The organism is Aeromicrobium sp., assembly GCF_025965075.1.
In the GTDB taxonomy this organism is placed as follows: Bacteria; Actinomycetota; Actinomycetes; order Propionibacteriales; family Nocardioidaceae; genus Aeromicrobium.
In genome coordinates this window covers 1-13,269 of record NZ_JAOPXQ010000270.1, presented here as the reverse complement: position 1 = coordinate 13,269, position 13,269 = coordinate 1, and the positions used below count along the sequence as shown (strand labels likewise).

12 protein-coding genes are annotated in these 13,269 nt (G+C 66.8%); 9 read left to right on the top strand and 3 right to left on the bottom strand.

Features of this window, described 5'->3' with window-relative positions; translation table 11 throughout:
- Nucleotides 1–501 precede the first annotated feature (501 nt).
- A complete protein-coding gene (locus JWQ91_RS15790) occupies nucleotides 502–1,071 on the top strand; it encodes a helix-turn-helix transcriptional regulator (RefSeq protein WP_297786326.1) in 570 nt (189 codons plus the stop codon).
- A 140-nt stretch (nucleotides 1,072–1,211) separates the two neighbouring features.
- Here the strand turns inward: JWQ91_RS15790 and JWQ91_RS15785 are convergent, their stop codons facing one another.
- From JWQ91_RS15785 to JWQ91_RS15775, 3 genes are all read right to left on the bottom strand, one after another.
- Nucleotides 1,212–2,174, bottom strand: a complete 963-nt coding sequence (locus JWQ91_RS15785) for a general stress protein (RefSeq protein ID WP_297786323.1) — start codon at nucleotides 2,172–2,174, stop codon at nucleotides 1,212–1,214.
- Nucleotides 2,175–2,591: 417 nt separating this feature from the next.
- Nucleotides 2,592–3,290, bottom strand: coding sequence for an SDR family oxidoreductase (locus JWQ91_RS15780; protein ID WP_297786320.1), 699 nt, complete (start codon nucleotides 3,288–3,290; stop codon nucleotides 2,592–2,594).
- A 575-nt stretch (nucleotides 3,291–3,865) separates the two neighbouring features.
- A complete protein-coding gene (locus JWQ91_RS15775; RefSeq protein WP_297786317.1) occupies nucleotides 3,866–4,315 on the bottom strand; it encodes a DUF1931 family protein in 450 nt (149 codons plus the stop codon).
- Between the two features lie 159 nt (nucleotides 4,316–4,474).
- Between JWQ91_RS15775 and JWQ91_RS15770 the strand changes: the two genes are divergently transcribed.
- From JWQ91_RS15770 to JWQ91_RS15735, 8 genes are all read left to right on the top strand, one after another.
- Nucleotides 4,475–4,819 carry a DUF5335 family protein gene (locus tag JWQ91_RS15770; RefSeq protein ID WP_297786314.1) on the top strand — a complete coding sequence of 115 codons (345 nt, stop codon included), beginning with the start codon at nucleotides 4,475–4,477 and terminating at the stop codon, nucleotides 4,817–4,819.
- A gap of 347 nt (nucleotides 4,820–5,166) precedes the next feature.
- Nucleotides 5,167–5,643 (top strand): hypothetical protein, encoded by a 477-nt coding sequence (locus JWQ91_RS15765; RefSeq protein ID WP_297786311.1) that lies wholly within the window; start codon nucleotides 5,167–5,169, stop codon nucleotides 5,641–5,643.
- A gap of 280 nt (nucleotides 5,644–5,923) precedes the next feature.
- Nucleotides 5,924–7,477 carry an ethanolamine permease gene (gene eat / locus JWQ91_RS15760; RefSeq protein WP_297786308.1) on the top strand — a complete coding sequence of 518 codons (1,554 nt, stop codon included), beginning with the start codon at nucleotides 5,924–5,926 and terminating at the stop codon, nucleotides 7,475–7,477.
- Between the two features lie 81 nt (nucleotides 7,478–7,558).
- The gene (locus JWQ91_RS15755) at nucleotides 7,559–9,031 is read left to right on the top strand and encodes an FGGY family carbohydrate kinase (RefSeq protein WP_297786305.1); all 1,473 of its coding nucleotides are present in this window, start codon (nucleotides 7,559–7,561) and stop codon (nucleotides 9,029–9,031) included.
- Nucleotides 9,028–10,374: an iron-containing alcohol dehydrogenase gene (locus JWQ91_RS15750; RefSeq protein WP_297786302.1), complete on the top strand. Its 1,347-nt coding sequence runs from the start codon at nucleotides 9,028–9,030 to the stop codon at nucleotides 10,372–10,374. The genes JWQ91_RS15755 and JWQ91_RS15750 overlap by 4 nt, the downstream gene beginning before the upstream one ends.
- A gap of 22 nt (nucleotides 10,375–10,396) precedes the next feature.
- A complete protein-coding gene (locus JWQ91_RS15745) occupies nucleotides 10,397–11,083 on the top strand; it encodes a hypothetical protein (RefSeq protein ID WP_297786299.1) in 687 nt (228 codons plus the stop codon).
- Nucleotides 11,084–11,092: 9 nt separating this feature from the next.
- A complete protein-coding gene (locus JWQ91_RS15740; RefSeq protein WP_297786296.1) occupies nucleotides 11,093–11,842 on the top strand; it encodes a GntR family transcriptional regulator in 750 nt (249 codons plus the stop codon).
- Nucleotides 11,843–12,098: 256 nt separating this feature from the next.
- Nucleotides 12,099–12,950 (top strand): hypothetical protein, encoded by an 852-nt coding sequence (locus JWQ91_RS15735; RefSeq protein WP_297786293.1) that lies wholly within the window; start codon nucleotides 12,099–12,101, stop codon nucleotides 12,948–12,950.
- The last annotated feature ends 319 nt before the right edge of the window (nucleotides 12,951–13,269 follow it).

Sequence of the window (13,269 nt, the reverse complement as noted above, 5' to 3'; positions counted from 1 at the left end):
TCGCGCGGGACCTCCCAGGGCTTCGTGCGGCCGATGTTGAGGGAGTGTCGGACATGCGGCTGGGGATCGTCGGAACTCACGGAGGACTGGCGGACCTCGAGCGGGTGACCAAGGCCCTCAACCGTCTGATCTCGGTCTACAAGGTGTCGGCCCAGCTGATGTAAGCGCCAGACGCCCATGACCATCAGAAAAGGTTGTTGGGGCTGAGGTGGCGCGGATTGACCAGTCCGCACTGCTGCGCTCATAACCCAGAGGTCACAGGTTCAAATCCTGTCCCCGCTACAAAAGGAAACTGCGCTCGCAGTTTTGACTGAAGGCCTTCCAGGCGAGATCTGGGAGGCCTTCAGTGTTTTCTCCGTCGCCGCACCGTGCCACCACTCGGCCGTTTGCCATGGCACTCTGCCCAGCCCTCGCACTGTCGTCGGCCGGGGCGTTTCGTGCGCTCTCGAAAACGGGTGTGCCATGTCCGTGCCTGTGCCTTGGTCCCATGAGCGCGAGCTCGTGGCAGATCCCCTGAGTGTCAGTGAGGCTCGTGGGTTCGTCGCCGAGGTGCTCGTTGAACACAACCTCGCCTTGTTGGTGGGCGTTGTCGAGTTGGTCGTGAGCGAGCTAGCCACCAACGCCTTGCTTCACGCGGGAAGCTCGTTCACCGTCAGGTTGCGGATAGCGCTGGGCCAGGCCGTCGTCCTGGAGGTCCAGGACGGTTCCCAGTCCAGCACGGCCGTCGTGGCAGCCGCTGCTCTGGCCACAACCAAGGTAGCTACGGACGGCCAGGAGGGAATGGGCCACGGGTGGGCGTCGCTCACCGACGCCGAGCTGCGCGTTGTCTGCTGCGTGGCTCGGGGGATGACCAACCGCACGGTCGCCGGGGAGCTCTACCTCTCCCGCCACACCGTGGACGCCCACCTCAAGCACATCTACCTCAAGCTCGACATCCACTCGCGGGTCGAGCTGACAGTGCTGGCCGTGCAGCACCGCGTTCACGTGAGCTGTCCCAACTCGCATGCAGCGGCCGCAGACAGTGACACCGGGGTCGTCTCCGTGGAGCAGAGACTCCCTCGAATCCCCTGACCGAGGGACCTGTGTCATCGGCGTGAGGCGGGAGCACGCACCGGGCGGCTCGTGGGACCTGCGGATGCCATGCGCGGGTGGAACGTCCTCATCTGCCGCGATGTACGGTCGAGCACCGGCCTGCGTCCCACCGCGTCGCCTCAGGTCTGCTTGGTCAGCAGCATGTCCTTCGACACGTTGAGGCGGACGGTGTTGTCCTCCACCCCGTCGACCTCGGTGGCGGAGACGTAAGCGTCGCGGGCGAACAGGCCCTTGCGGTCGACCTTGAGGTAGCCGGTGAGCAGCAGGCGCGCAGCGAACGGGCGCGGCACGTCCGGCATCACGTCCGGGTCCTCGCCCTGGATGCTGATCGCCTGGGGATCACCCAGCTTGACGAACTCCACCTTGCCGACCTCCTCGCCGTTCACGTCGACGACCTTCATGCCCTCGTAGACCTTCTCGATCGGCCCGATCCGGTCGATGGATCCGCGGTACTCGTCGTGCCGCTGGACGTCGGTGCTACCTCGCTCGGTCAGCAGCCGCTGCGCCCTGGCCACCTCCTCCTCGGTGCCATGGACGACCAGCAGGTAGTTGCCGGTGCGGACGAACTCCTCGTACTTCGGGAGGTGCTTCTTGGCCACGAAGTGTCCGAGGAGGGCGCCCACCGCGCCCCCCAGAAGAGCGCCCTCCGCGGCGCCGACCGCAGCCGCCGCCAGCGGGCCAAGGACGACGAGGGGGCCAAGTCCCGGGATGAAGAGCACCGCGGCCCCGCTCATGACGCCGAACAGCCCTCCCACCCAGGCTCCCGTTGCCGCACTGGGACCCGCGAGGTCACCGGTGGTGACGAACCCACTGATGAGGATCTCGCTCTCCATGTCCTTTCCGACGATCGAGATCCGGTCGACCGGGACGTCCCTCTTCGCGAGCTCGATGACCGCCTGCTCGGCGGCGGCGAGGTCGGGGAAGACAGCGATGACGGCCTGGTCGCCCGCGCTGACCGGACGGGAGTCGGTGGTGGGTGGATTGCTGCCGAGGGTGCGAGAGGGATCCACCTGAGTGACCAGTCGCGTGCTCGGGTCGCTGCCCACGGGATTGGCTCCGGTCTGGGTGACGGGATCGGTCATGACGGGCTCCTCGAGTGCTCGACCCGGATGGCCGCGGCGCACTGTCCCCACCATGTCTCGAAGTGGTAGCCCTCGCATCCCGCGATCACGTGCCATTGCGACGACACCGACACGTCAGCGAACGAGCTTGGCCACTCGCTTGCCCACCTCGTACGTTCCCCAGCCCGCGTGGAGCAGGGCCCGGCGACGATCGGGACGGGCGGCTGGTAGGTCTGGTCAGCACCGGGTGTGCGGTCTCATACCCAGCCCATCGCACATGGGTCGGTAGCCGTTCGCGATTCGCCCCGCACCCCCCGCCTGCAATGTGCTCGCAGACGCACGCTGGAGCCGCGGGTGGGGGGCGCGTCGGCCATCCAGATCCGGCCACGCATGCGCGCGCACCATCAACGGCAGCTGTGGGCGCTGGCGACGCCGGCCCTAGCCTCTCCCCGCCCATTCGGCGCCGGGTGCCGAGTCGGTCAGCATGGCGAGGGCGATCGCCTCCACGACCATCAGGCCGTCCTGGACCACCTTCCACTGCTTGTTGATCGTCCGGTCGTTCTCGAGGACGGCGGCGATCACCGCCGCGACGTCGGCTCGGGGGATGTCACCTTCCGGGACGTCTCGCCCGATGACGACTCGGCGCCGCCCCGGGTCGTCGGTCAGCCACCCAGGCCGCAGGATCGTCCAGTCGAGCCCGCTGGCCCGCAGCGCCTCGTCGGCCTCGCGTTTCGCCTCGATGTAGGCGCGCCACACCGGTGACGCATCCGCGGGAACTGGGTCGTCGAGGGCCATCGCGGAGACCTGTACGAAGCGCCGGATACGAGCGCCCTTGGCCCCGTCGATCGACTTCAGCGAACCCTCGAGATCGTCCGTGCGCTTGCGCTCGACCTTGCCGTCGGGACCGGCTCCAGCGGCGAACACCACGGCCCGGCACCCGTCGAAGGCACGCGTGAAGTCCTCCGCCGTGGACGCCTCGATGTCGAGCAGACGGACCTCGGCGCCCAGTTCCTCGAGCTGCGGGCTGTGGGCCTCGTTGCGGACCAGCGCGACCGGCGTGTGGCCGGCTCGAACCAGCAGGGGATGGAGGTGGCGGGCCACCTTCCCGTGGCCCCCGACGACAGCGACTCTGGCCATTCATCCACGGTACGTGTCGGGGGCCTCCGGGAGAGCCCGTGAATACGGGATATTCCGAGCCCTCGGGCGCCGAGGAACGGCAGCGCCCACCCGAAGGCGTACGGCCCGGGCGTCGACCGGGTCAATGCGTTCCCAACGGGCTAGGAGCAGGCGCCGGCCGGCGCGCGCCTCGGACGCGAACGTGGTCGTGACGAACTACCCCCGCTTCCCGACGGTGCCGCCGACCGGGCTACGACCCCGAGGCCGTCACAGCCGGCTGCGTCGTTCCACCTCAGGTCCTGGGCGACGGCGCTGTCCGAGAGCTGGGCAAGGGCTGCCCGGGCGCGGGCCGACCTGTCGACGACGGGAGCGGCCGCAGAGCTTGAGCAGGTCTGCTTCACGGGCGCCTGGGTCTCGGAGGCACGTCGAGCAGTCCACAGGTCCGGTCTCGCCAGGGAGACGACGAGGCGCTCCTCACGGTGCCCAGCCCGCTCGCCACGGACGAGGCGGACGCGGTCCGGAGCACGTCGTTCGGGTGACGGACGGGCTCCGCGCGGGGTTGCTCGCCGGCCTCCCCGCCTCTCTGAGGTAGCTCGCTACAGCAGGAGGTCGAAGATCCGGATGGCGCGGTCCCAGTGCTCGGTCTGCGGGTTGACCAGGTCCCCCTCGAGGATCGGGAACATCCGCGCGACGGCGACGCCCAGCCCGCCCGCGACCAGCGGGAGCTGCGCCTGGGCCTCGTCGCTGTAGGTCACATCAAGCGGCGGTCGCCTGGTGAGCTGCTCGAGGATTGCCTCCAGCGACACTTCCTGATCGATCGCCACGAAGGCGTGGATGGACTCCTGAAGTCCCTTGGTGATCGGCAGGTCCTGCGGCTCGATGACGTCGCGGCCGTTCGCCTTCGCGTTCGCCTGCCCCCGCAGCAAGAGGTCGTAGATCTTGTCGTTCACGAAGTCGTCGAAGCGGCGCAGGTCGTCCTTGTCGACGTCGAGACCGGCGGCCGCGCGGAAGAAGCGTTCGAATCGGGCGACGCCGAAGAGCTCCATCGTCAGTCCTCCTATGTTCTCGGTCGTCCCAGCCTCCCACCCGGGGCACGACGAGACATCCCGGATACCCGGGATGTGCCGATCCGCCCGGCGACCGAGGATGGATGAGGGATCTCGGCCGCTAGGGCACCCGATCGACTTCCGGAAGGATCAGGACCGATGGCAGACACCTCGACGACGAACCGCCAGGGCTGGGTGGAAGGTTTGGACCGACTGACGAAGGACCGCGAGGGACACGACGTCACGATCGAGGTCCTGGACCGTTCGTTCGGCGACCAGAGGGAGGTCGAGCGCCTGCCGTTCGCGTACACGGCGTACGACCTCAAGGACGACGTGGTGGTCGTGGCCGTGGGCGGGAGGTCCTCGAGCCACCCCGTCGTGCTCCGCCACATGGTCCCGCACCCGCGCGAGGTCGACATCGACCTGGACGCGGGCGCCTTTCGAGCCGTCGAGCAGGACGGCACCACGACCATCGTGACCTTCTTCCCCCCGTCCCGCGGCTGACGGCCCGTGCTTCCCAGGTCTGGGTCGACGTTGAAGCGCCTTTGGCGAGCCGCATCGACATCCAGGGCCTGGACCTCGCGAGGCGCTCGGGCCGGGGCTCTATCAACAGCCGCCAGGACCGCGACTCCGGCCTGCAGAGCGGACAGGACATCCGCAAGCCTGGAGGCGAGCGCGTACAAGACTGCTGCATACCGCCGCCAGTCGGCTAGCCCGACTCGAAAGACCTACGCCGGCGAACGGGCGAGGCTCCCGTGGTGAGCCGCGGGGTGCTCGTCGTGATTCAACGTGTGAGCATTTTCCAGCGGGCGGACAATAGCTATAACGGGGAACACCGTCGAAATTGCACCATGCTGATCCTCACTAGGGCCTTGGACCAGGGCGTCACGGCAAGGAACGCGACACCCCGCCAGTTCTTCCTGTCCCATGCCCGTGGCTACAAGCTGGACCGCGAGATCGCCGCCGGGGCTGCGCCAGAATCGAGCCCGCTCCGCGCGCTTCGGGCCCAGATTCTCGTCCGGCCGTCGTTCCGGCGCACACTCGCGCGACGTGTGGAACAGCTCCTTGAGGAGGCGGGGCCTCCGCCGCGGGTTGCGGGATGTCGAATGGCCCCCTGGAGCACCCGGATCCTTGAGGCGGCCGGCGCGCTGCAGATGCTGATCGATCGGCTTCAGGCGCCAGCGCCAGTGCCGGCCCGGGGAGTGGCTGGAGTCAGAGTCCTGCTCATAGATGGCGCCGGACCGCTGTATTACCCAGGAGCCAACGACCACCTTGGACTCGTTGTCCTGGAGATTGTCGAACAACTTGAACCCCTCACCAACTGGTGAGCGATCCACGGATCCATCGCGCGTGGCTGAGATGATCCGCGGCAAATCGACCAGGGACCATGCTGTGCGGACCAGCGGCTCACGAGATTTTTGCGTCGGAGCCAATTCGAACGCAGTGCCTGGCCCGGCGCTCCTGTGTCGACCTATGGCGATGACGACTGCGTACACGCCAGGTCGTTGACCTGCACCGCGTCCAGCGTTATCGTCAAAGTTGTCTGACAACTTCGGGGGAAATGGGGCACGGCAAGCAGGAGGAGCGATGGCGGACAAGTCACGTGCTATGGGAAAGGTCACCTACCAAGAGGCCGCGGAGGGATATTTCGAGAAGCGGCAGCTGCGCCGCCACGCCGCCTTCTGGTCACTGTGGGCGCTGGGCGTCGGCGCCGTCATCTCCGGCGACTTCTACGGCTGGAACCTCGGCCTCGATGCCGGTGGCTTCGGCGGGCTGCTGATCGCCGGGATCGTCATCACGATCATGTACTACGGACTCTGCTTCAGCATTGCCGAGATGTCGCCCGCGCTGCCGCACACCGGTGGCGCCTACTCGTTCTCCCGGTCCGCGATGGGCCCATGGGGCGGTTTCATCACCGGCCTGGCCGAGAACATGGAGTACGTCATCACGCCGGCGGTCGTCGTGGGCGCGATGGGCTTCCTGTCGCACGACATCGTCGTTGACCTGTCCGGCAACGACGGGGACTGGAACAGCCCGGTGTGGTGGTGGCTCATTTTCTACGTCGTCTTCGTCGGGGTCAACATCCTCGGCGTCGAGATCACGTTCCGCTTCACCGTGGTGATCACCGTTCTGGCGCTCGGCATCCTCGCGTTCTTCTACGTTGCGGTGCTCGTCAAGGGATCCTTCGACAGCAGCCTGCTCACCAACATCCCGCCCGACGAGGGCGAGAGCTCCTTCCTGCCGAAGGGCGTCGCGGGGATCTTTCCGGCCTTGCCATTCGCGATCTGGTTCTACCTCGCGATCGAGGAGTTGCCGTTGGCCGCTGAGGAGTCTCGCGATGTGGGGCGTGACCTCCCCCGCGCGACCCTGTGGGGTCTCACGACGCTGGTGCTGTTCGCCGTCCTGACCCTGTTCCTGAACACCGGCGTCGGTGGCGGCGCGCAGTCGATCGGAACCTCGGCGACTCCGTTGTTCGACGGGTTCAAGGCCGTTTTCGGCGAAGGCACCGGAGCGTCCCTCTTGGCGTTGATCGGGTTGATCGGGCTGATCGCCAGCTTCTTCACCATCATCTATGCGTACGGCCGCAACACATACTCGCTGTCCCGTGCGGGTTACTTCCCGCAGGTCCTGTCGATCACCCACCCGACCAGGAACACGCCCTACGTCGCGCTCATCGCCGGCGGGGTGGTCGGTTATGCGCTCACGCTGCTCATCTACTACCTCGGTAAGGCCGAGGGCGACCTCGCCGGAAAGATCGTCGGCGCGCTGCTCTACATGGCCGTGTTCGGCGCGGTGATCTCCTACTTCATGCAGTGCCTGGCGTTCATCATGCTGCGCCGCAAGCTGCCGGACATCGAACGCCCGTATCGGAGCCCAGTGGGTATTCCGGGCGCCGTGATCGCCGGTGCGATCGCCCTCGTCGCGCTCGTCTCGCTGTTCCTCAACGACGACTATCGCCCGGGCGTGTACGGCACGCTCGTCTACTTCCTGCTCGGCATCGTCTACTTCGCGATCCGAGGACGGCACAAGCTGGTGTTGTCGCCGGAGGAGGAGTTCGCCATGACCCGAGGCGAGCACGGTGCGCATCTCCAGGAAGAGGGCTATGGATCGACTCACGTCTCCGAGATCGAGACTGAAAGTTCGCCGCCTCGGTCACCCTGACGGGACCGGCGGGGAAGATCGCCGTCCGATCCTTCCCGCGACCGTTCCACCCAATGCTCTACCGGCAGGTGAGGGGGAGTCGTGTCTCTTGTTCTAGGAGTCGACGTCGGCTCGCAGAGCATCAAGGCGGTGGTCGTCGACGAGAGGGGCGACGTTGTCTCGTCCGCCTCAGCGCCGCTGACGATGGTGCACGAGCACGACGGCTGGGCCGACCAGGATCCGGCTGCCTATCGCACCGCCTTGCGCGACGCCGTGCGGATGGCGACCAACGGCATCGCGGCGGACCGGATTGTGGCCATGGGTCTGGGCAGCCAGGTCGACGGCGTCGTCGCCTGCGATGCCGACGGCACTCCGTTGCGCTCGGCGATCATTTGGCTGGACAAACGTGCCACCGACCAGTGCGACCGGCTGGTCTCCGCGGTGGGGCCGGAACAGCTGGCCGAGCGTACTGGACTCGTTGCTGACGCTTCGCACAGCGCACCAAAGATGATGTGGATCCGCGAGAACGAACCGCAGGTCTGGCAGCGCGCCGCCATGTTCGCGCCAGTCGGGGCGTATGTGCTGCATCATCTCTCCGGCTCGTGGGCTCAGGACGCCGCGAACGCATCCTCGACGATGGTCTACGACGTCGCCGAGGGTGACTTCGACGCAAAGCTCTGCGAGGCCGCCGGTCTCGACCCCGCCATGCTGCCGCAGGTCCGGCCCTCGACGGACGTGGTCGGCACCCTGCGGTCCGATGTCGCCGCCGACCTCGGACTGCCGGACACCTGCGCGGTGGTGGTGGGCACGGGAGACGAGCACGCCGCGTCTGTCGGCGCCGGTGCCATCGAGCCCGGCGTCATCGTCGACGTCACCGGTACGGCGGAGCCGGTGACCACGGTCGGCGACGAGCCCGTACGCGATCCGCTCTGCGTAGTGGAGACCCACGGGCACGCGGTCCCCGGTACGTGGCTGATCGAGAATCCGGGATTCGTCAGCGGCGGCAGCACCCTGTGGCTCTCCAACGGGTTGCTCCACATCTCGCAGGGGGACGTCTTCGCACGAGCCGGGGAGGCGCCACCGGCCAGCGACGGCGTGCTGTTCCTGCCCGCGCTGTCCGGTTCGACCGCGCCGCGGTGGAACGACTCGATGCGGGGTGCATTTCTCGGCCTTGGCATGAACCACACCTCGGCCCACGTCGCCCGCGCGGTGCTCGAAGGGTGTGCTTATGCGCTGCGCGACATCGTCGACCGGCTCGGCGCGTTGGATCTCGGTCACGGCGAGATCAGGATCGTCGGCGGTGGCGCACAGGACGACCTGTGGGCGGCGATCAAAGCCAGCGTGCTCGGCCGGCCGGTACGTCGCGTCCTGTCCAAGGAGGCCACCGCTGTTGGTGCCGCGATGGTTGCGGGGGTCGGTTCCGGGGTGTTCGCGAGCTTCGCGGAGGCATCGGTCGCCGTCCAGCTGGACACGAGCACCATCGACCCCGACCCTCGTACGCAACAGCAATACGCCGAGGCGTACAGCCGTTATCGCGCCGCCTTTGACGCCGTCGAGTCAGCGGTGGCCACATGATCAGCATTCCCGACCCGAACGCGATCCTCGCGATGCTCCGCGAACGGGGCCACGCCGAGCTGCCCACCGTCGACGTCCGCACCGGTGCCTCGGTGCTGGACGACGCGATCAAGGACAGCTCCGGTCGCTTCGGCAGGCCAGTCATCGTCAGCGACGGCGGGCCGTACAACACGCCGGCCGGGCCAGTCGTCGATCGGCTCGCCGAACAGCTCGGCGACTGCCCGGTCATCCAGCTCGGTACGGGGACGGTGCGCGCCGACGAGGGGACCGTCGAGCGGGCTGTGGCCGAGGTCGGCGACGACCGGCTGATGATCTCGGTGGGCGCGGGCACGCTCACCGACATCGCGAAGGTCGCCGCGCAACGAACGGGTAGTCGCCACGTTGCAGTCCAGACTGCCTGCAGCATCAACGGCTTCATCGCCGACCGCAGCGTTCTGGTCATCGCCGGCGCGAAACGCACTGTCGTGTCGCGCTGGCCGGACCAGCTCATCGCTGACTCCGACGTCCTCACCGCGGCACCAGCGGGACTCAACCTCGCCGGGGTGGGCGACCTCTCCACGGTGCCCAACGCGGTCGCCGAGTGGCAGCTCGCGGCGGGTGTCGGACATGGACCCTCCTACGATTCCGCAGTCGTCGAGCCGGTCCTTGCCGCCATGCCTGCTCTTCCGTCGCTAGCCCGAGCCGCGCACGCCGCCGAACCGGCTGGTCTCGCCGACCTCGCCCGGCTGCTGGCTGTGAGCGGGTTGTCGATGGGAATCGTCGGCTCGACGGCACCCGCATCGGGCACTGAGCACGCGGTGTCGCACCTCCTGGAGATGGCGCTCACCGAACGGCAAGAAGCTGGCGCGCCGCACGGCATGCAAGTGACCGTCGCGACCCGGCTTGCACTGCGGGTCTGGCAGCTCGTCGACCGCACGATCAGGTCGACCCGGCCGCATGTCCACGTGTCCGAGGAGTCCACAAGTCGTGATGCAGTGGCACTCGCCTTCGCCGAGCTCGGCGAGAAGACGGTCGAGGAGTGCTGGGCGGGCTACTCCGCGAAACACAGCTGGCTGCTCGAGCACCAGGCAGATGTCGAGGCGATGGTCAACGAGTGGGACGCGTTCACCATGACGCTGTCGCTACCGACCCCGGAACAGTTCGACGAGGTGAGCCACGCGAGTGGTCTTCCTACGCGCGCCGAAGATCTTGGGCCCGGTTATGACGTACGCCTGCTCTTCTGGGCGCTGAGAAATTCGCATCTGCTGCGCGAACGGTTCTCGATCGTGGATCTCGCAGATCTGCTCGGGGTCTGGTCGGACGAGACGGCGCGGTCGATCATCACCAACGCCGAGAAGGGATGAAGGAGGACTTGTGGCTCATTTCGTGTTCATGCTGACCCACGACGACCGAACTGTCGACAACGCGGCAGAGATCGTGCCGACGCTGGCCGACACCGGGTTGCGGTACATCGGGTTCAAGGACGTCGGAGCAGACCTCGCCCGACAACGTGAGCTGACGTCGCTCGCCCACGACGCCGGCTTCGAGGTCATGCTCGAAGTCGTGTCGACGTCCAAGGAGGCCGAGCTGTCGTCGTTGCGGTCGGCGGCGGAGGCCGGGTTCGACTGGGTGCTCGGCGGCACCCACGGCGCAGACACGGCGGGCATGCTTCCCGACGGTGTGCGGTACTGCCCATTCCCCGGCCAGGTCGTCGACCACCCCAGCGTGCTGCTCGGCACGATGGACGAGATCGCTGCCGACGCGGAAAGGCTGACCGGGCTTGACCACGTAGCGGGCCTCGATCTACTGGCTTATCGCCACCCGACCGCCAACACGCTTGAGCTGATCCGTGCGGTGGTCCAGGCATCGAGCGGCCCGGTGATCGTGGCGGGATCGATCGCGAGCATCGAGCGAGCCGTCGCGGTGAGCGAGGCCGGCGCATGGGGCTACACGATCGGCAGCGCCATCTTCGACGGCCTGCTTCCCGGTGCTCCGTCCATCGCCGATCAGGTTCGCCGCGTCCTCGAGGATACGGATTCTGGCGCCGATATAGCGACCGAGACCCAGACGTAGGCTGGCGACGTGCCCATTAAGAGCTTGCTTGCTGACCGCCTGCGCGACGAGTTGCTGGAGGAGATAGCCAGCGCTCAGATGCCGCCGGGAACCAAGTTGCCGACCGAGGGGCAGCTGGCGACGCGGTTCAACGTGTCTCGGGCGACCGTGCGGGAAGCGGTGACCAGCCTGGTCGAAGCCGGCTACGTCACCCGTCGTCACGGATCGGGCAGCTATGTCGCCGAGCGTCGGCGGATGCCCCACGGTCTCGACTCGACATTGAGCTATCTCGCGATGATCGAGAGCGCCGGTGCGCACGCCGGGATGCGGGTGCTCGATGCGGTTCTTGATCATTGCTCGAAGCTAGACAGCCCCCTGCAGCTCAGCCAGGGCGACACGGTCCTGGCGGTGGAGCGCGTGCGGACAGCCGACGGCCAGCCGGTGATCTACTCACGCGACCGCATTCCCGCGTGGCTGCTGAAAGGTGACCTCGATCTACAGAACCTCCACCCCTCGCTGTTCGGATTGCTGAGGTCGTCGGGGCATGCCGCTGACCACGCGACAGCGACCCTGCGCGCCGTCGCCAGCACCAGCCGCACGGCGAAAGTGCTCGGGGTCCGGCGCGGGAAGCCTCTGCTGTACATCGAGGAAATCGACTACGACCGCGATGGAACCCCGGTCATGTTGTCCCGGGAATGGCACGTCTCCGAGGCGTTCGACGTGCGAATAAACCGGCAGGCCCAAACGACGCCGATCGTCTCGTGGAATACATCTAGCTAGCCATTGGTCAGCTGCCGCCGTTTCGTTGTTGCACGCCGCCAGCCTGATGAAACCTGCGGCGGACGTGCGTCATACCACCGCGTCTGTCCGCGCAGAGGCGCGCTGGGCTCAAAACCCAGAGGTCACAGGTTCAAATCCTGTCCCCGCTACCAAGAACATCCCCTGACCAGCAGAGATGCCGGTCAGGGGATGTTGTCGTTTCCGGCCATTCACAAGTTATCCACGAGAAACACGTCGGTGCGGTAGAACATGAGCCATGTTGATCGAAGAGCTCTTCGCCCCAAGCGACACGACTTCCTGGCTGGGCGACCCGGTCGACGAACCCCGAGTGGACGTTATCCGCAACCTCGGTAGCGGGCCGATCGCGGGAGACAACGACCTGGAGTCAGCTATGTCCTTGACTCGCTTGGTTCATGCCGAACTGGAAGAGTTCGCCACGAACCAGAGTGTGGAGCGGCTCACCAACGATCAAATCAGCGTGGCCCAGCGTTCCCTGCGGTCGGTCCTCGAACGGCACGGCATCCGTCTGGCGCTCCCTTGGCGGGACTACACAACCTTCCGGGCCTATTGGATCAGCGAAGGGGCATCGGGGGCGGGTAGTTGGCAGGCTCGCAGGGAGATGCTGGCGGGCCTGTTCGGTCCAGTGTTCGCAGAGCTCGACAAGTTGGAGGATGCGCACTTCTCCTCCACGTTGGTGGACCCAATCTCGCCGTCAAGCGGAACAGGGTGGACAGGGGTCGATCAAGCAGTCCACGACGTCCGTGTGCGGTTCCGGTCTGCGGTAACCACGGCTGATTACAGCGACGTGGGCCGGCGCTGCATCTCTGTGCTGGAGGCGCTCAGCGGGACCGTTTACGACCCTGTGGGGCATCTGCGCGATGGTGAGGTAGAACCGCCTGTGGCGAAGACTCACATGCGCATCACGAGGTTCGTCGAAGACGCGCTCGCAGGATCGGGCAACGTCGAGGGTCGTGGACTTGTGCGGAAGTCGGCTGAGCTCGCCGAGGCTGTGAAGCATCGGTCGGTGGCTACGCGGCGTGACGCGGGCATCGCTGCTGACGCGGTGATCATGCTGGCGAACATCCTGCGTCGCGTCGCTACTGACTGACGGTCGACATCGCAGGCTTGACCTTCGGCAGCACCATGACTAAGTACTATCACCTGAGCTGGTGGGGGTATGACCCCTGGCCACCGTCGTCCACGACCGCCACGTCATAGCAGGAAGCGCCCCGCGCAGGTCCCAGGGTCGATGAGAAACTTGCGCGTAGACGTCCGCATGGTGGGCTCCTCAGGAGAGCGGCACGACCGACTCGTCATACGCCACAGTCCGACTCCTCCAGCCGGGGGCGGGGCGAGCCGCTGAAGGTGCTCGCTAGGCGGTCTCGCGCTTGAGGATGCCGATGAACTCGTCGGCCATCTCTAGTTGG